Source organism: Dietzia sp. 2505, from assembly GCF_040546785.1.
In the GTDB taxonomy this organism is placed as follows: domain Bacteria; phylum Actinomycetota; class Actinomycetes; order Mycobacteriales; family Mycobacteriaceae; genus Dietzia.
This window is the reverse complement of sequence record NZ_JBEPON010000006.1, coordinates 39,211-56,199: the sequence shown is the minus strand read 5'-3', so window position 1 is coordinate 56,199 and position 16,989 is coordinate 39,211. Positions and strand designations below refer to the sequence as shown.

Below are 16,989 nucleotides of genomic sequence, written 5' to 3'. Positions count from 1 at the left end.
CCATGAGCCAGCCGCACAGCACCGACAGCCATTCCCGCGACCCGGCCCGACCCCGCATCCGCCCGGGCGGGTTCCGTGAACTCGGCCCGGTGGGCTGGGCCGTCAACCGCGTGGGTGCCCGCGTCACCGGCAGCCGCGACGTCCATCTGTTCGCCACGCTCGGCCGTGTGCGCCGGCTCTTCCCCGCGTGGCTGGCCTACTCCGGGATGATGATGCCGTTCGGGGTCCTCGACCGCCGGACCACCGAGCTGGTGATCCTGCGCGTGGCCCACCTGCGCGGCAGCGCCTACGAGCGGGCCCACCACGAGCGGATCGGCGCGCGGGTGGGGCTCGACGACGACGAGATCATCCGCACCCTGCGCGACCCTGCGGACGCCGGCTGGTCGGATCGGCTGCGCGCGGTGTTGACCGCGGTCGACGAGCTGGTGCGGACCAAGGACGTCGCCGATGACACGTGGGCGGAGGTGGCGACCCACCTGACCGAGGCGGAGCTGGTGGGTCTGGTGCAGTTGGTGGCGCAGTACGACGGCCTGGCCACGTCCCTCCGGGCCCTGCGGATCCAGCCCGACCTCCCCCGCTGACCGCTCCCCTCAGTTCTCCACCGCGGCGAGCTCGGCGCGGGACAGGCAGGCGCGGGCCCGCTCGTCCAGCCCCAGCGTGAGGGTCTGGCCGGCGGGCACGGTCACCGGCTGCCCCTGCACGGTGCACTCGAAGTCCGCGCCGTTGAGGTTGTCGATCGTGATCTCCGTGTGGGTGCACCGGACCTTCACGTGCGTCCCGCGCACGGTCAGCCGGAACGTCAACGCGCCCCACTCGGCGGGCACCCGGGGGTCGAACGAGATCTCGCCCCGGTAGTCGCGCATCCCGCCGAACCCGCTCACGAGCGCCGACCACACCCCGCCCGCGGAGGCCACGTGGATCCCGTGGGCGGCGTTGCCGTGCACGTCCGCCAGGTCCACCACCAGTGCCTTGGAGAAGTGCTCGAACGCCTCGTCGCAGTACCCGATCTCAGCGGCGATGATCGACTGCACGACCGCCGAGAGCGTCGAGTCGCCGGTGGTGAGCGGGTCGTAGTACTCGAAGTTGGCCCGCTTCTGCTCCTCGGTGAACTCGTCGCCGCGCAGGAACATCGCCAGCACCACGTCGGCCTGCTTGAGCACCTGGTGCCGGTAGATCACCAGCGGGTGGAAGTGCAGCAGCAGCGGGCGGCGCGGGTGCTCCAGGTCCTGGTCCCAGACCTCCTTGGCCAGGAAGTCCTGGTCCTGGGGGTGCACACCCAGCGCGTCGTCGTAGGCGATCACCATGTTCTCGGCGGCACGCCGCCATTCCGCGATCTCGCCGTCGTCGATCTTCAGGCGCCGACAGATCCCCGCCCACCGACCGTCACCCAGTTCGGCGATCCGCTTGCACGCGATCGCGGCGGCCACCAGGTTGAACCTCGCCATGGCGTTGGTGAACAGGTTGTTGTCCACCACGGTGGTGTACTCGTCGGGCCCGGTGACGCCGTGGATGTTGAAGCAACCGTCGTCGGCGAAGAACCCGAGCGAGACCCACATCCGGGCGGTCTCGACCAGCACGTCCACGCCCTCGCGGATCATGAACTCCTGGTCCTCGGTCGCCCACAGGTACTTGACCATGGCGTGCGCGATGTCGGCGTTGATGTGGTACTGCGCGGTGCCGGCCTCGTAGTAGGCGGAGGCCTCCTCGCCGTTGATCGTCCGCCACGGGTACAGCGCACCGTTCACGGACAGGAAGCGGGCGCGGGCGCGGGCCTTGTCGAGCATCGAGTAGCGGAAGCGCAGGGCGTTCCGTGCGAACCGCGGCATCGTGTAGGTGAGGAACGGCAGGACGTAGGTCTCGGTGTCCCAGAAGTAGTGACCGGAGTAGCCGCTGCCGGTGACGCCCTTCGCGGCGATCCCGTAGGTCTCGGCGCGGGCGGAGGCCTGTGCCAGCTGGAACAGGTTGAAGCGGATCGCCTGCTGGGTCTCGGGCGGGCCGTCCACCTCCACGTCCCCGCGGTGCCAGAAGTGGTCGTACCAGTCGCGCTGCGTGCGCTGGAGGTCCTCCACGCCACGGTCGCGCGCGCGGGACAGGGTGCGCGCGCACCGGTCGGCGAGCTCTCCGGCGGGCACCTTCTCGGAGGTGTGGTACGCCGCCAGCTTGGTCAGCCTCAGGACGCGGCCCGGGGTGGCGTGGGCGTGGTAGACGACCTTGGACGCGTCGTCGTCGCTCTCCACGCTCATGTCGACCTCGTCCTCGGTCTCCACCTCGTGGTCCACGGCCACGGCGATCGACATCCCCGAGTTGGCGCAGCGGTACCCGTGCACCTGGTAACCGCGCTGGCCGTCGGAGACCACCGGCTCGAGCACGCGGTGGTCGAGCCCGTCCGAGCGGCGCGGGTCGAAGCCCTCCGGGACGGTCTCGGCGGAGCGGTACTCGTCCTCCCCGTCCTGCCGGTTGAGCACCTGCGACGAGATCACCACGGGAGCGGGCTCCTCGGGCAGCTCGATCTCGTAGGTCATCACCGCGAGGTGCTTCTCCACCATCGAGACCATGCGGGTGGTCCGGATGACCACCTTCTTGCCGGCCGGCGTGCGCCAGACCAGCTCGCGTCGCAGGATGCCGTCGCGGAAGTCGATGCTGCGCTCGTAGTGCTCGAGGTCGGCCTCGCTCACCCGCAGCGGCTCGTCGTCCACGTAGATACGGATCGTCTTGGTGTCGGGCGCGTCCACCATGGTCTGGCCCTCGCGCGCAAGACCGAACGCGTCCTCGGCGTGCTGGATGTGCCAGGTCTCGTGGAACCCGTTGACGTAGGTGCCGTGCGTGTGGGAATCACGGCCCTCCTCGGGGTTGCCGCGCATGCCCAGGTAGCCGTTGGCCACGGCGAACTGCGTCTCGGAGACGCCGAGCGGGGAGGCCTTGGGGTTGGTCTCCACCCAGCGCCACGGGTCCGCGGGGTGCGTGGAGCGGTTGATCTCCGGCACCTCGAGGTGGCTGCGGAGGTTGACGCCGTAGGTCGTCCGGATGTTGCCGGGGACGGACTGGCCGATCGTGTCGTGGACCGGTCCGCGCCCGGGGGGCACGGGTGTCATGACCGTGCCCCCGTCAGCCCGGGGATCAACTCGGCCAGGTCGACGACGACGAGGTCGGCGCCCTCCCGGAGCAGGACCTCGCGACCCGCGCCGCGGTCCACGCCGACGACGTGCGCGAACCCGCCGGCGGCACCGGCCTGCACGCCCGAGACGGCGTCCTCGATCACCACGCAGCGGTCCGCGGGGACGCCCAGCAGTTCGGCCCCCCGCAGGTACGTGTCGGGCCGCGGCTTACCGGGGATGCCCTCGGCCTGCGCCACCAGTCCGTCGACGATGACCTCGAAGCGGTCCAGCAGTCCCGCCGCCTCGAGCACGGGGCGGGCGTTCTTGGAGCTGGAGACCACGCAGGAGGCGATCCCGGCGGCGTCGAGGGCGTCGAGGTAGGCGACCGACCCCGGGTAGGCCTCGATCCCCTCGTCGAGCAGCTCGCGGAAGACGATGTTCTTGCGCAGGCCCAGCCCGGTGATCGTGTCCGACTCGGCCGGCCCCTGGTCGTCGCCCTCGGGCAGCGTGATGCCGCGCGCGGCGAGCATCGACGCGATCCCCTCCACCCGCGGTTTGCCGTCGATATAGCGGAAGTAGTCCTCGTCCGAGTAGGGGTCGATCCCGCGGTCGGCGAAGTACGCGGAGAACATCCGGTTCCACGCCTGCATGTGCTTCTCGGCCGTCGGGGTGATGACCCCGTCCAGGTCGAAGAGCACGGCATCAATGCCGTCATGGTCCATGTCGAATCCTGCTTCCGGGTCGGTGGGCCGATCGGGCTCGTCCGGTGACGCATCAAGGGTAGACACCCGGCCGCCTTACCGAACCCCTCACCTCCCCCCGTGCGGCCGATCTCACGCCCGGGGGCAGAGATGTGGGGCCCCGCCCGGCCTCCGCGCGGGAGGGGATGTGGGGCCCCGCCCGGCCTCCGCGCGGGAGGGGATGTGGGGGCCACCTGGCCTCCACGCGGGGCGGAATGCACTGTTGCCGGGTGCCCGGTGGCACTATGGTCGGTGACTCTGGACTAGAAGGAGAGAGATGCGACTTCGCACCCGCAATCCCCGCCGTGTCGCGATCGCCGGCCTCGCACTGGTCACCGCGGCCGCACTCACGGCCTGCACGTCGGACTCCGACGACTCCGGGAACGGTGACGCCTCGGGCGACACCCAGACCACGGCGACCATCGACGAGTCCGCACCCGAGGCGCCTCTCGACCAGCTGGTCCTGGCCGAGGGCGAGGCCCCCGGCGGCGGTGTGGTGCAGGTGATCGAGCCGAATCTCCTCCAGGAGGCGGTCGACAAGCTCGTCGCCGACCAGGGCAAGCAGCTCATGGAGGACCCGGCGTGCGACAGGGTCTCCCGCCTCGAGACGGTCTCCAACTTCGCGACCACCGACGGGTTGACCGCAGCGGTGCGGTACAAGCAGTCGGAGGAGGACGACACCGAGCATCGCTTCGGGATCGGCATGGTGGGTCAGAGGCTCGACGACTTCATGGACCGCTCCCTGTACGAGGCCTGCACCTCCTCGCGGAGCTCCACCAACCCCGATGTCGAACTCGTCATGACCGTGGCGGACGCCCCGGCGCTCGAGGGCACCGAGGGATTCCGGGTCACCAGCGACTTCATCACCACCCGGCCGGACGGCACCCGCTCGCTGAGCCGGGCCATCGCGATCCACGGCTTCACCCGTGACACCACCGTGAGTGTCGAGTACGCGGCCCGCAACAACAACCCGGACGCGGACCCGGTCCTGCCCTCCGCGGCCGGCGCCCTGGACGCCATCTACGAGGCGCAGATGGCCAAGATCGTGGTGGCCGAGTAAGCCCCTCGTCCTCGGCTGGCGCCCCAGCCGACGAGAAGAGCGTTCCGCGCACGTCGCCCGAGAGGCGGTGCGCGGAACGCTCTTGTCGTTGACCGTCAGCCGATCAGGGGCGGGCCCGGTGAGGGGCGGGCCCGGTGAGCCCGGCCGGTGGGGGCCGGGCCGGCGCCCTACAGGTTGATCATGTGGCCGCTCACGCCCTCGACGGCCTCCTTCATGGCCTCCGAGAGGGTCGGGTGGGTGTGCACGTTGCGTGCCACGTCCTCGGCGGTGAGGTCCCACATCTGCGCCAGGGTCAGCTCGGGCAGCAGCTCGGAGACGTCGGGGCCGATGAGGTGGGCACCGAGCAGTTCACCGTGCGTGCCGTCGGCCACGACCTTGACGAACCCGACCGCGTGACCGAGCCCGTGCGCCTTGCCGTTGGCGGAGAAGGGGAACCTGCCCACCTTGACGTCGTAGCCCTCGTCGCGGGCCTGGGCCTCTGTCAGCCCGAACGAGGCCACCTGCGGCTGACAGAACGTGGCGCGCGGCATCATGCGGTAGTCGCCCAGGGTCTGCGTCGGGGCGCCGGCCATGGTCTCGGCCGCCACGACTCCCTGCGCCTCGGCCACGTGGGCCAACTGCAGCTTGGCGGTGACGTCGCCGAGGGCGTAGATGCCCTTGACGTTGGTCCGCATGTTGTCGTCGATGGCGATGGCGCCGCGGTCGGTGAGCTCGACGCCGGTCTTGTCCAGGCCGTAGCCCTCGACGCGGGGCGCGAACCCCACGGCCATCAGCACCTTGTCCACGGTCAGGGTCTGGGACTTGCCCTCCTCACCGTTCTTCTCGACCTCCACCTCCACCGAGTCGCCGTTGTCGGTGACCTTGGTGGTCTTGTGCCCGGTCAGGACCTTCACACCGAGCTTCTTGTAGTGCTTGGCGATCTCCTTGGAGACCTCCTCGTCCTCGTTCGGCAGGAGGCGGTCCATGAACTCGACGATCGTCACCTCGACGCCGTAGTTGGACATGACGTAGGCGAACTCCATGCCGATGGCCCCGGCGCCGACGATCACGACGGAGTCCGGCAGCTCGCGGGAGAGGATCTGGTCCTCGTAGTCCACCACGTTCTCGCTCAGCTCGATCCCGGGCAGCGTCTTGACCACGGAACCGGTGGCGATGATGCAGTTGTCGAACGTGTACGAGGTGCCGTCGACCTCGATCGTCTTGTCGTCGGTGAAGGTGCCGAAGCCGTCGATCTCGGTGATCTTGTTCTTCTTCATCAGGAAGTGGACACCCTTGACGATGTTGTCCGAGACCTTGCGGCTGCGGTCGTGGGCCACCCCGTAGTCGAAGGAGACGTCCCCGGAGATCCCGAACGTCTTGGCGTCGCGCAGCACCGTGTTGGCCAGCTCGGCGTTGCGCAGCAGCGCCTTCGAGGGGATGCACCCGACGTTGAGGCACACACCGCCCCAGTATTTCTCCTCGATCACGGCCACCTTGAGGCCGAGCTGCGAGGCGCGGATCGCGGCGACGTAGCCACCGGGGCCCGCGCCGAGGACGATGAGGTCGTAATGAGTGTCAGCCACGACACACAGGGTAGCGCTCCCGACGGGCACCGAGCGGCGGAGCGGCGCGGAACCCCACCCGAAATGACCGTCGCCGCCTCCTCCCGGGGGGAGGGGCGGCGACGGTACCCGACTGGGGTGCGCTCAGGACAGGTTGCCCAGAACCGACTTGAGAGCGGTGGCGACGATGTCGCCGATGGTCTCGGCGATCGTGTCGGTGATGTTGCCGGTGGCGCTGCCGCCGCTGAGCGAACCGGAATCGCCCGAGCCGCTGCTGAGGATGTCGGTGAGGGAACCCATTGTGTATCTCCGTTTATCGAGTGCATTCCCGAGCATTTCGAGAACGGCCGGGTCAGGCGACCCCTGCATGGCGTTGATGGTACTGACGCTACGGCCCGGTAACAAGAGCCTGTGGATTTCTTACACCGGTTCAGTTGCCGACGGGCCGCACACGGCATCATCGGGGCATGAACTCATCCGCGTCTCCCGACCCCTTCCTGCATCTCGAGGACGTCGACTCCGCCGGGGCACTGGAGTGGGTCCGGGAACGGAGCGACCGGACCGTGGCGGAGCTCGCCTCCGGGCCGGAGGCCGAGACCGCGTACACCCGCGCCCTGGAGATCCTCGACGCCTCGGACCGTATCGCCTGGCCGGTCCTGCGCGGCCGCCACGCCTACACCCTCTGGCGGGACGCCGACCATCCCCGCGGCCTGTGGCGACGGGTGCCGTGGTCCGTGCTGGTGCGTGGAGCCCCGGGCGTCGACCACCCGGCCTGGGAGACCCTCGTGGACGTGGACTCCCTGGCCTCCGAGGAAGGGGTCAACTGGGTCTACTCGGGCACGGTGGTCCGGCGGCCCGCGGACGACAGGGCGCTCATCAGGCTCTCCCGCGGGGGCGCGGACGCGGTGGAGGTCCGCGAGTTCGATCTGACCGCCCGCCGGTTCCTCCCGGAGTCCGAGGGCGGGTTCCGGTTGTCCGAGGCCAAGAGTTCGGCGTCCTGGGTGGACCGGGACACCCTGCTGCTGTCCTCACCGCTGGACCCCGACGGATCGGACGCCACCGACTCCGGGTACCCCCGCCTGACGCGGCTGTGGCGTCGCGGGACCGACCCGATCAGCGCACCGGTGATCTTCTCCGGACGATCGGAGGACGTGGCGGTGGGCGGCGCGTACGACCTCACCTCCGGCCGGTACACGGCCAGCCGCGCCCCCGACTTCCACACATCCGAGGAGTGGTTCTGGTCCCCGGGGGCCAACCCCGCGACCACCGCGCCCCGACGGGTTCCGGTCCCCGAGGACTGCCGTGTGGAGTCGTGCGGGGACTGGCTGCTGCTGCGGCCGCGCACCGATCTCGAGGTCGCCGGCCGCACCCACGCCGGCGGGTCGGTCCTGGTGCTGCCGTGGGCCCCGATCGACACCGACCCCTCGGTGTTGCCCGAACCCGTCGTCCTGTTCTCCCCCACCCCCTCCACCACCGTCGAGGACGTGACCTGGGGCCGGGGCCGGATCCTGCTGACGATCCTCGACGACACCGAGTCCCGCCTCGAGGCGTACACGGTCCCCGACTCCGCGGACGGGGCCTGGGAGCCCCGCCCCGTCGAGGGCCTACCGGACCACGTGTCGGTGGACGTGCTGTCGTGTGACCGCCTGTCCGGTCAGGGTGGAGGCGACGGCGGGCGTGGTGACGGCGTGGGTGGTGATGGCGGAGTGGACGACGACGAGAGCCCCCACCCGGACGACGCCGTCCTGGCGGTCTCCGGTCCCGTCGTCCCGCCCTCGCTGGTGCTGCTCCGCGCGGACGCCACCACCACCACGCTGGGGTCCACCCCCGACCGTTTCGACACCACCGGCATCGAGGTCACCCGGCACACGGCGGTCAGCGACGACGGCACCCGCGTGCCCTACACCGTGATGCGCGGCCCCGGCCCCGACGGGCCCAGGCCGACCATCCTCTACGGCTACGGCGGCTTCGAGGTGTCCATGCGACCGTCGTACGCGGCGCTGCGTGGGGCGCTCTGGCTCACCGGGGGCGGCGTCTACGTGGTCGCGGGGATCCGCGGCGGGGGCGAGTACGGGCCCGCCTGGCACAAGTCCGCCGTCCGCGAGAACCGCCCCCGCGCGTTCGAAGACTTCGCGGCCGTCGCACGGGCCCTCGTCTCCACGGGGGTGACCACCCGCGACCAGCTCGGCGCGACCGGCGGGTCCAACGGGGGACTGCTCATGGGCGTCATGCTCACCCGTTATCCGGAACTGTTCGGCGCGATCGCGATCGCGGTCCCGCTCCTGGACATGCGGCGCTACCACCTGCTGCTGGCCGGCGCGTCCTGGATGGCCGAGTACGGTGACCCCGACTCCGCGGACTGGGACGACTTCCTGGGTGCGTACTCGCCGTACCAGCACGTCGAACCCGCCGCGGATCGCCCCTACCCCCCGGTGCTCATGACCACCTCGACCCGGGACGACCGCGTGCACCCGGGGCACGCCCGCAAGATGACGGCCGCGCTCGAGGCCGCCGGGCACGAGGTCGCGTACTACGAGAACGTCGAGGGCGGGCACGCCGGCGCGGCGGACAACTCGCAGGAGGCCCGGAAAGCAGTCCTCACCTATGAGTTCTTCAGGCGTCGGCTCCCTCGTCGTCGTCCCGTGACGGACTGAGGGCCACCTCCCGGTCCATCCACGCCAGCACCCGGGTGACCACCTGGGCGGGCGTGCGCGCCCACGAGTTGTGACCGAGCGCCTCCGGCTCCACCTCGAGGCTCGTCCGGGCGGCGGGCAGCATCGCCAGCAGTCCACGGGCCGCGCTCTCCGGGGCGAGCGGGTCGTCGGCGATGACCACCGAGAGCGCCGGGACCGTGACGCGGGCCAGGCCCGCCCGGTAGTCGAGGTCGGCGCGCGCCGGCTGCATGTCGCCCCGGGCCGCGAGGCGCGACCAGTCACTGATGCGCTCGGCCGGGATCCTCCCGCTCGCGCCGAAGAACTGTCCGGGCACGTGTCCTGCCAGCCACCCGATGGTGGGGAGCAGGATCGAACCCACTCGCAGGCGCCGGCCCACGCGCCGGGGATATCCGCGATGGAACGGGGACTGCGCCGCCACCGCGACGAGGCCCACCACCCGGGGGTCGTGCCGCGCCAGGTGATACACGCCGATCTGGGCGCCCATGCTGTGGCCCAGCAGCACCACGCGCCGCGTCCCCAGCTCGCGCAGCATGGCCTCCAGCGCCAGCGGGACGTCCTCGGCGGCGCTCTCGTGGTAGCCCGCCGCCGCGCCGCCCCGGCCGATGCGGTGGGTGCTCTCGCCCTGGCCCCGCAGTTCCGTGATCGCCACATCCACGCCCTCGGCGGCCAGCGCGCGGGCCAGCGGGAGGTAGTACCGGGCGCCGACGGCGATGCCGGGCAGGACCAACACGGCGGGCCTGTCGGAGTCCCGAGCCCCGGCTTCCACCATCAACAACGGACTCGTGCTGCCGTCCGCGTGCCGGAGCTCGATCCGCCGCGGGTCGTCGGTCTTGGTCATGTGTACAGAATGCCGCAGTCCCCTGCCCACACCTCACCCGGCCCGACGTGACCGCCCTGCTCGCCCGCAGACGACGACGGACCCCGACCCACTCGGATGGTGGGACGGGGTCCGTCTGAGCCGGGACCCGCCGGGCGCCGGCGCGTCAGCCGATCAGATCGGGCCGTAGCGCGCGTTCATGGCCTGGGCCATCATCGGCCAGGACTGCTTGAGGTCGTCTTCCCAGTAGCCCCACGAGTGCGTGCCGTTGGGCGCGAAGTCGAACTGGGCCGGGATCTGCAGCTCACCGAAGCGGCGGGCGAGGTTGGCCGTGCAGTACTGCGTGGCCGCCTCGATGATGCCGCCGACGATCGCCTGGTTGGCGAGGGCCGGGATGCTGTTGCGCAGACGCCAGTTCTCCAACGACTCGTGCGGGCCGGGCAGGCCGTTGCCGGTGGAGATGAACATGGCCGGCAGGGTGCCGTTGTCGCGCTGGGCGACGAACTTGTGTGCCTGGGCGACCGGGTCGTTGGCCACCCAGCCCGGACCCGGGTAGGGGCCCCACATGTTGTCGAGGTTCGCGCCGCCACGCATGCCGGTGACGATGTTGATGAACTGGTAGCCGATCGGGGTCGACGTCTCGGCACAACCCGAGTACGAACCGATGGCCTGGAAGCGGCCCGGATGGTTCTGGGCGATCGTCAGGACCGAGGTGGCGGTCATCGAGATCGCGGCGAGGCTGCGCTTGCGGTTCGGGTAGTTGCCGCCGTACCGGCCCTCGAAGAGGTTCGGGAGCTCCTGGGCGAGGTAGGTCTCGAACGCCATCGGGCGGTCGGTCTCGCGGGCGTAGCGGGTCTGGACGTTGGGATCGTGACGCTGCCAGTCCGTGTAGTACGAGAAGGCACCACCGATCGGCGTGACGGTCCAGACGTCCTTGTCGGACATGAAGGCCCGGACGTCCGACTGCGCCTGCCAGGTGGCCGAGTCCTCGCCGCCACCGGCCCCGTTGACCAGGTAGAGCACCGGAGCGCCGGCGTTACCGTCGCGCGGGCGCTGCACGATGTTCGGGACCTCGATGGCCATCTTGTCCGACCACACCGACACGATCAGTCGACCGTCGGGAAGCTGGGTCTCGACGACCTTGTTCTGGGCGGTGGCCTTGGTGTACTGGATGTTGCCACCCTGGGCCTGTGCCGTGCCCGTGGCAACGACGGGGACCATGGCCGCGGCGATGGCCGCTGCGGCGACCTTGGTGCCCAACCGGCCGCTCTTGACTGAACGCATATTCCGACGCCTAACCTTCTCGTTGTTCACAGACGGACCCGGGCAAACCCTCGCTCGACAGCTAACCCGATTCCCAATAGTCACACAAGTCCCACTAAGCACACTCCCGGTAGGAGTTTGGCTGTAGGACCGAGTCTCGCGCCCGCCGGGCACCATCCGAGGATGACATACCCGGGTGGCCCGCCAGTAACCGCGGAACCACCCTTGCGGCTCACGTCAACATTATCGACGCTACCCGAGCTCTTGTTACCGATATGAAGAAAATCCGATACACCCCTCGCAGAGCCCGTGCGGGCGCCACACCGGATGACACACGAGAAAGGGCCCCGGGGCGAGGCCCGGAGCCCTTTCTCGATCAGCCGTACGACTCAGGCCATGAAGCCGGCGTCGAGCGCCTTCTGGAAGTCGCCACCGGCGAAGTAGCCGATGCCCTTGACGACGTTGTTGACGGCGCCGAGCAGGCCGCCCGCGAGGTCCACGAGACCCTTCGGGCCGAGCAGCTCGCCGACGGAACCGAGATCGATACCCATGCTGTACTCCTATGGAGAGGTGTGGTCCGGACAGATCCGGGCCGAGATGATTTTCGGGGGGTCGGCTGCTTTACGCCGCAGCCGGGGCGGTGCGCCGGAGCGCGAGGATCGGCAAACCGATCAGTTGACGGTCTCGCCGCCGAGGCTGCCGAGTGCCGCCAGCGCGTCGAGGGTGCCCTCGCCCGTGACCGAACCCGTGAAGCTGACGACGCCGTCGATGAGGTTCTTGACCGCGGTGAGCGCGGCGCTGATGGCGCTGAAGTCAGGCATGTGTGTCTCCCTTTGAAAGTGGTGCCCCGGCTCATGGGGCCAGAGTCAGAGTAATCTGAGCGGCTCCGAAGTCAATTGTGACTTCCGTCTCTACGGAGACCAGGTGACGACGAGGCTAACTCAGGGCATCCTTAGTGGCGTAGATCACCGATGCGAGGAAATCCTAACATCCCGCGGTAGCTGCGCAAACCATAAAAAGTCATGCGCATATGCTGCTTAGTTAGCTTCTACTCATACACTTTCATGCCACGCCCGGCGTTCACCGGGGCTTCACTAGGAGTTCTTTATCTCCCGCCGCTGACAAACCGGCCCGCCCCGTACACCGCGCCACACACACAGGTACGGCCCGCGCGAGGGAGATCGCACGGGCCGCACCGGTGTGCTGGGGGCATGGCCGCCCTCAGCAGGCTCGGGTCACCACATCATGAAGCCCCCGGCGAGGGCCTCCTCGAAGTCGCCTCCGGTGAAGTAGGCCAGGCCGGAGAACAGGTCTCCGAAGGCGCCGAGGAAGTCGTTGACATAGCCGAGGGCGCCACTGACGCCGGCGAGAGATCCGAACTCGGGGAAGAACATGGTGTGCTCCTGGGTCTGCTGGGTGGTTATCTCTGGAGGTGGGCTCTGGGATCAGTCGGCGCTGATGCTCGACACGGCATCGAAGAAGTCGTTCATGCCCCCCTCGCCCCCCAGCGACCCGGTGAATGTGACGACGGCTCCGAGGATGTCGGTGATGCCTCCGAAGAGGTCGGACAGCTGACCGAAGTCGGGCATGGTGTTCTCCGTTCTCGTGCGTTCACGGCACCCTTCGAGGCGCCTGACAGGAACTCTAAAAAGGACGCACGTCCACCACAATGGGCGAAACGGCACTGTAACCGCAGATCACAGGCTATTTACGCGACGGGGTGAAGATGACGTTCCTGTTACGGGGCCGGCACCGCGTCCCACGAGCGACCGGCCCACCGTGAACTCCGAGGGCACACGACAAAGCCGTGGCCCGCACCGGAGTTCCGGTGCGGGCCACGGCCCGGCGTTCTGTGTGGGCTCGGGTCAGAAGCCCATTCCACCCATCTCGTCGCCACCCGGCATCGCCTGACCGGCGGGCTCGGGCTTGTCGGCCACGACGGCCTCGGTGGTGAGGAAGAGCGCCGCGATGGAGGCGGCGTTCTGCAGCGCCGAGCGCGTCACCTTGACCGGATCGTTGATACCGGCCTCCAGCAGGTCCTCGTACTCGCCGGTGGCGGCGTTGAGGCCCTGGGCGCCCGGGAGGCTCCGGACCTTCTCCGCCACGACGCCCGGCTCGAGGCCGGCGTTGAAGGCGATCTGCTTGAGCGGGGCGCTCAGCGCGAACTTGACGATCTTCGCACCGGTGGCCTCCTCGCCCTCGAGGGACAGCCCGTCGATGGCGACCTCGGACTTGACCAGGGCGACGCCGCCGCCGGCGACGATGCCCTCCTCGACCGCGGCCTTGGCGTTACGGACGGCGTCCTCGATGCGGTGCTTGCGCTCCTTGAGCTCGACCTCGGTGGCCGCGCCCGCCTTGATCACGGCGACGCCGCCGGCGAGCTTCGCGAGGCGCTCCTGGAGCTTCTCACGGTCGTAGTCCGAGTCGGAGTTCTCGATCTCGGCGCGGATCTGGTTGACCCGTCCCTCGATCTGCCCCTGGTCGCCCGCGCCCTCGACGATGGTGGTCTCGTCCTTGGTCACGACGACCTTGCGCGCCTTGCCCAGCATGGAGATGTCGGCGGTCTCGAGCGAGAGGCCGACCTCCTCCGAGATGACCTGGCCACCGGTGAGGATCGCGATGTCCTGCAGCATGGCCTTGCGACGGTCACCGAAGCCCGGAGCCTTGACGGCGACGGACTTGAATGTGCCGCGGATCTTGTTCACGACGAGCGTGGACAGGGCCTCGCCCTCGACGTCCTCGGCGATGATCAGCAGGGACTTGCCCTCGCCGATGACCTTCTCCAGCAGCGGCAGGAGGTCCTTGACGGTGGAGACCTTGCCCGAGACCAGAAGGACGTACGGATCCTCCATGACCGCCTCCTGGCGCTCCGGATCCGTCATGAAGTACTGCGAGATGTAGCCCTTGTCGAAGCGCATACCCTCGGTGAGCTCGAGATCCAGGCCGAAGGTCTGCGACTCCTCGACCGTGATCACGCCCTCCTTGCCGACCTTGTCCATGGCCTGGGCGATGAGCTCGCCGATGGCCGGGTCGGCCGCGGAGATACCGGCGGTCGCAGCGATCTGCTCCTTGGTCTCGATCTCCTTGGCGGAGGCGATCAGGTGCGCGGTGACGGCCTCGACCGCCTTCTCGATGCCACGCTTGATGCCCATGGGGTTGGCACCGGCGGCGACGTTGCGCAGGCCCTCGCGCACGAGCGCCTGGGCCAGGACGGTGGCGGTGGTGGTTCCGTCGCCCGCGACGTCGTCGGTCTTCTTGGCGACCTCCTTGACGAGCTCCGCACCGATCTTCTCGTACGGGTCCTCGAGCTCGATCTCCTTGGCGATGGAGACGCCGTCGTTGGTGATCGTGGGGGCGCCCCACTTCTTCTCCAGCACGACGTTGCGACCCTTGGGGCCGAGCGTGACCTTGACGGCGTCGGCGAGCTGGTTGAGACCGCTCTCCAAGCCGCGGCGGGCCTCTTCATCGAACGCGATCATCTTTGCCATTGGGTGAATCATCCTCCGGGTGTGGGGTGACACGTATGTGGTCGGCGTCGGCGCCCGCGACGGACGGAGCGGACCGTGTCAGATCCGCGCCTCACCTTGCGACCTCAGTTCAGGTGTTACTGGCACTCAGGGTAGCCGAGTGCCAACCGCTTTTCTAGCACTCGCCCCCGACGAGTGCAAAGGGTGCGGCCCGGTGTTCGCGGCGGGCGAACGACACGCACGGTCGCGCCCCGTCCCCTACCATCGAGACGCCATCACGCCCGTCCCCGTTGGAAGGCCATCCATGCCCACCGAGTCCGCCCCCGCCGCCATCGAGAGTTCGATCGAGATCGACGCCCCACCGGCCCGGGTCTGGGAGGTCGTCTCCGAGGTCCGCAACGCCCCCCAGTGGAGCAGCCAGGCGCACAAGGTCGTCGCCCTCGGTGGTCGCACGACCGCCGGGACGTGGGCGCTCAACATCAACAAGCGCGGGCCGCTCTTCTGGCCCACCACCAGCCGTGTCGTCGAGTTCGAGCCCGGCCGCCGGTTCGCCAACCGCATCACCGAGAACACCACCGTCTGGGTCTTCGAGCTCGAGCCCACCGCCGACGGCGGCACCCGACTCACCGAACGTCGTGAGGTCCCGAGCGGCCTGACCTTCATCTCGACGTTCCTCACCGACAAGGTCTTCGGCGGCCAGCCCTCGTTCACCAGGGAGCTGGACAGGGGCGTGTCGACCTCCCTGAAGCGGATCAAGGCCCTCGTCGAGCAGGGCTGACCGACATGGCCGGGGTGGGCGTGGTCGCGGCGGCCCGGACCGGGCTGTCGACGATCCTCGCGGGCTCGCTCGTGGCGGCGCTCACCGGGTGCGCGCTCTGGACCGACGACACGGACCCGGCCACCCCCGACCGCGAGGAACCCGGCCCCACCCTGGCCGCGGGTCCACCTCCCGGCGACTGGCAGGACGTCCGCAGCCCGACCGGCCTGGTCTACTCCGTTCCGCCTGAGTGGGAGGTGGGCGACCCGTTCGGCTCCCCCGCGCCCGGCGACCAGGACGTCCCGCAGGACCCGGGGTCGGACTGGGGCTCGGGATTCGTCACCACGGCCAACTCGATCGCCGACCGTGGCTACTGTGCCGCCTCCGGGCTGTCGTTCCGCACGCTGGCCGGCATCAGCGCGGTGCTCCCCGGCGACGCCCGCGAGCAGGCCGAGTCCGCCTCCCGGGCCATGGCGGACTCGATCGACCGCCGCTTCACCCGGAACGGTGCCGACGTCCCCGTACCCGAGGCGCGGAGCATCGGCGTCTCGGGCGTCCCGGCGTGGTACGTCTCGCTCCGCGGGGCGGTCCGGCCGCCCCGCGACTCCTGCACGCCGCCGACCATCCGGTTCGACACGATCGCGGTCTCCACCAGGGCGGCGGACGGTGCCCCGGCCTCGATCGTGTTCGTCCTCATGTCCGACGAGGACGAGCCGGGGGTCCAGCCGGAGACGACGATCGACGCCGTTGTGGCGTCGCTGCGCTACGACAACTCGGTCTGACCGCGCCCGCCACTCAGGCCGCGGTGACCCCGCCCGCCACCAGTGCGCCGCTGAGCGACTGGGCACTCCCCACCGCGTCGTCGGTCTGATCGGCCGCGACTCCGCCGGTGATCTCCCCGAGCCAGTGCCGGTCGCCCCGGGCCCAGGCCCACCCGGCCGCGGCCGCCGCCCCGGCCCCGACACCGCCGGCCGCCAGGGCCCGCTCGACCACCGGCGCCCCAGGGCCGTCGGCGACCTGGATGCGCAGGCAGGGCCCGGTGAGCTCGTACCGGAACCAGCGGTCCTCGTCGACCTCGAGCTCGAGACGGTCCCCGTCCACCTCCAGCGCGCACACCAGCTGGTGCAGCAGTTCGTGCGTCACCCACGGCAGTGTGCCGTGCGGCCGGCCACGGACGGCGTGGTCGGTGATGCACGCACCGGCGGTGGTGGGTCGGCGGTGGACGTCGATGTCGATCCGGACGCGCGGATCGGCCACCAGCCCCAACTCCGGCGCGGTCACCACGAGTTGGTGGGGCGCCGCGTACCGCATGACGGCGTTGACGACGAGTGGTCGGGTGATCACCCCGGGGTGGATCACCACGCCGACGCCGTCGATATACGGGCGTCGGGTGAGCGCGCCGGTCTCACCCACGGCGTCCGCCTCGGGGAAACGCGCACTGACCTGATCGCGGAGTTCCTCGAGATCGGCCCGGATGTGCTGGGGGAGATCATCGAGGTGGGCCGCGTCCCGGAAGGTCGGCTCGGCCGGGGTGACGACAATCACATAGCTCATGCCGACCACTTTACTTCATC

General features: G+C 69.7%; 17 protein-coding genes. 5 read left to right on the top strand and 12 right to left on the bottom strand.

All coding sequences use genetic code 11. The annotated features are described in order from the left end of the window. Positions 1-2: 2 nt before the first annotated feature. On the top strand, positions 3-581 hold the full coding sequence (locus ABIE38_RS12285; RefSeq protein ID WP_354056635.1) for a carboxymuconolactone decarboxylase family protein: 579 nt from the start codon (positions 3-5) through the stop codon (positions 579-581). Positions 582-590: 9 nt separating this feature from the next. On the opposite strand, the gene ABIE38_RS12280 is transcribed toward ABIE38_RS12285, so the two are convergent. After that, entirely contained in the window at positions 591-3,092 is a 2,502-nt protein-coding gene (locus tag ABIE38_RS12280) for a glycoside hydrolase family 65 protein (RefSeq protein ID WP_354056633.1), read from the bottom strand. Then, positions 3,089-3,817 carry an HAD family hydrolase gene (locus tag ABIE38_RS12275; protein ID WP_354056631.1) on the bottom strand — a complete coding sequence of 243 codons (729 nt, stop codon included), beginning with the start codon at positions 3,815-3,817 and terminating at the stop codon, positions 3,089-3,091. Before ABIE38_RS12275 ends, ABIE38_RS12280 begins: the two co-directional genes overlap by 4 nt. A gap of 295 nt (positions 3,818-4,112) precedes the next feature. On the opposite strand from ABIE38_RS12275, the gene ABIE38_RS12270 reads away from it, so the two are divergent. Then, on the top strand, positions 4,113-4,895 hold the full coding sequence (locus ABIE38_RS12270; RefSeq protein WP_354056629.1) for a hypothetical protein: 783 nt from the start codon (positions 4,113-4,115) through the stop codon (positions 4,893-4,895). Between the two features lie 167 nt (positions 4,896-5,062). On the opposite strand, the gene lpdA is transcribed toward ABIE38_RS12270, so the two are convergent. Together lpdA and ABIE38_RS12260 are read right to left on the bottom strand one after the other, a co-directional pair. Beyond that, positions 5,063-6,457 carry a dihydrolipoyl dehydrogenase gene (gene lpdA / locus ABIE38_RS12265; protein WP_354056628.1) on the bottom strand — a complete coding sequence of 465 codons (1,395 nt, stop codon included), beginning with the start codon at positions 6,455-6,457 and terminating at the stop codon, positions 5,063-5,065. A 123-nt stretch (positions 6,458-6,580) separates the two neighbouring features. Continuing rightward, entirely contained in the window at positions 6,581-6,736 is a 156-nt protein-coding gene (locus tag ABIE38_RS12260; protein ID WP_259848424.1) for a hypothetical protein, read from the bottom strand. Between the two features lie 167 nt (positions 6,737-6,903). Here ABIE38_RS12260 and ABIE38_RS12255 point away from each other — a divergent pair, with 167 nt between their 5' ends. Then, positions 6,904-9,090 (top strand): prolyl oligopeptidase family serine peptidase, encoded by a 2,187-nt coding sequence (locus ABIE38_RS12255; protein WP_502914781.1) that lies wholly within the window; start codon positions 6,904-6,906, stop codon positions 9,088-9,090. Here the strand turns inward: ABIE38_RS12255 and ABIE38_RS12250 are convergent. The 7 genes from ABIE38_RS12250 to groL all read right to left on the bottom strand — a co-directional run bounded on the left by ABIE38_RS12250 (position 9,050) and on the right by groL (position 14,679). Further along, positions 9,050-9,949 (bottom strand): alpha/beta fold hydrolase, encoded by a 900-nt coding sequence (locus tag ABIE38_RS12250; RefSeq protein WP_354056624.1) that lies wholly within the window; start codon positions 9,947-9,949, stop codon positions 9,050-9,052. The genes ABIE38_RS12255 and ABIE38_RS12250 overlap by 41 nt on opposite strands. A gap of 153 nt (positions 9,950-10,102) precedes the next feature. Then, positions 10,103-11,212: an alpha/beta hydrolase gene (locus tag ABIE38_RS12245; RefSeq protein ID WP_354056622.1), complete on the bottom strand. Its 1,110-nt coding sequence runs from the start codon at positions 11,210-11,212 to the stop codon at positions 10,103-10,105. Positions 11,213-11,580: 368 nt separating this feature from the next. Beyond that, complete coding sequence (locus tag ABIE38_RS12240; protein WP_179523438.1) at positions 11,581-11,742, bottom strand: hypothetical protein; 162 nt, start codon at positions 11,740-11,742, stop codon at positions 11,581-11,583. A gap of 120 nt (positions 11,743-11,862) precedes the next feature. Then, positions 11,863-12,012 carry a hypothetical protein gene (locus tag ABIE38_RS12235; protein WP_179523439.1) on the bottom strand — a complete coding sequence of 50 codons (150 nt, stop codon included), beginning with the start codon at positions 12,010-12,012 and terminating at the stop codon, positions 11,863-11,865. Between the two features lie 414 nt (positions 12,013-12,426). Further along, positions 12,427-12,585, bottom strand: a complete 159-nt coding sequence (locus ABIE38_RS12230) for a hypothetical protein (RefSeq protein WP_179523440.1) — start codon at positions 12,583-12,585, stop codon at positions 12,427-12,429. A gap of 51 nt (positions 12,586-12,636) precedes the next feature. Next, positions 12,637-12,780: a hypothetical protein gene (locus ABIE38_RS12225; RefSeq protein ID WP_182609540.1), complete on the bottom strand. Its 144-nt coding sequence runs from the start codon at positions 12,778-12,780 to the stop codon at positions 12,637-12,639. 276 nt (positions 12,781-13,056) lie between these two features. After that, a complete protein-coding gene (gene groL / locus ABIE38_RS12220) occupies positions 13,057-14,679 on the bottom strand; it encodes a chaperonin GroEL (protein WP_179523441.1) in 1,623 nt (540 codons plus the stop codon). Positions 14,680-14,962: 283 nt separating this feature from the next. On the opposite strand from groL, the gene ABIE38_RS12215 reads away from it, so the two are divergent. Continuing rightward, positions 14,963-15,436 (top strand): SRPBCC family protein, encoded by a 474-nt coding sequence (locus ABIE38_RS12215; RefSeq protein WP_354056620.1) that lies wholly within the window; start codon positions 14,963-14,965, stop codon positions 15,434-15,436. Between the two features lie 5 nt (positions 15,437-15,441). Beyond that, the gene (locus ABIE38_RS12210; RefSeq protein WP_354056618.1) at positions 15,442-16,197 is read left to right on the top strand and encodes a DUF8017 domain-containing protein; all 756 of its coding nucleotides are present in this window, start codon (positions 15,442-15,444) and stop codon (positions 16,195-16,197) included. Between the two features lie 13 nt (positions 16,198-16,210). On the opposite strand, the gene ABIE38_RS12205 is transcribed toward ABIE38_RS12210, so the two are convergent. Then, on the bottom strand, positions 16,211-16,969 hold the full coding sequence (locus ABIE38_RS12205; RefSeq protein ID WP_354056616.1) for a hypothetical protein: 759 nt from the start codon (positions 16,967-16,969) through the stop codon (positions 16,211-16,213). Positions 16,970-16,989: the final 20 nt, after the last annotated feature.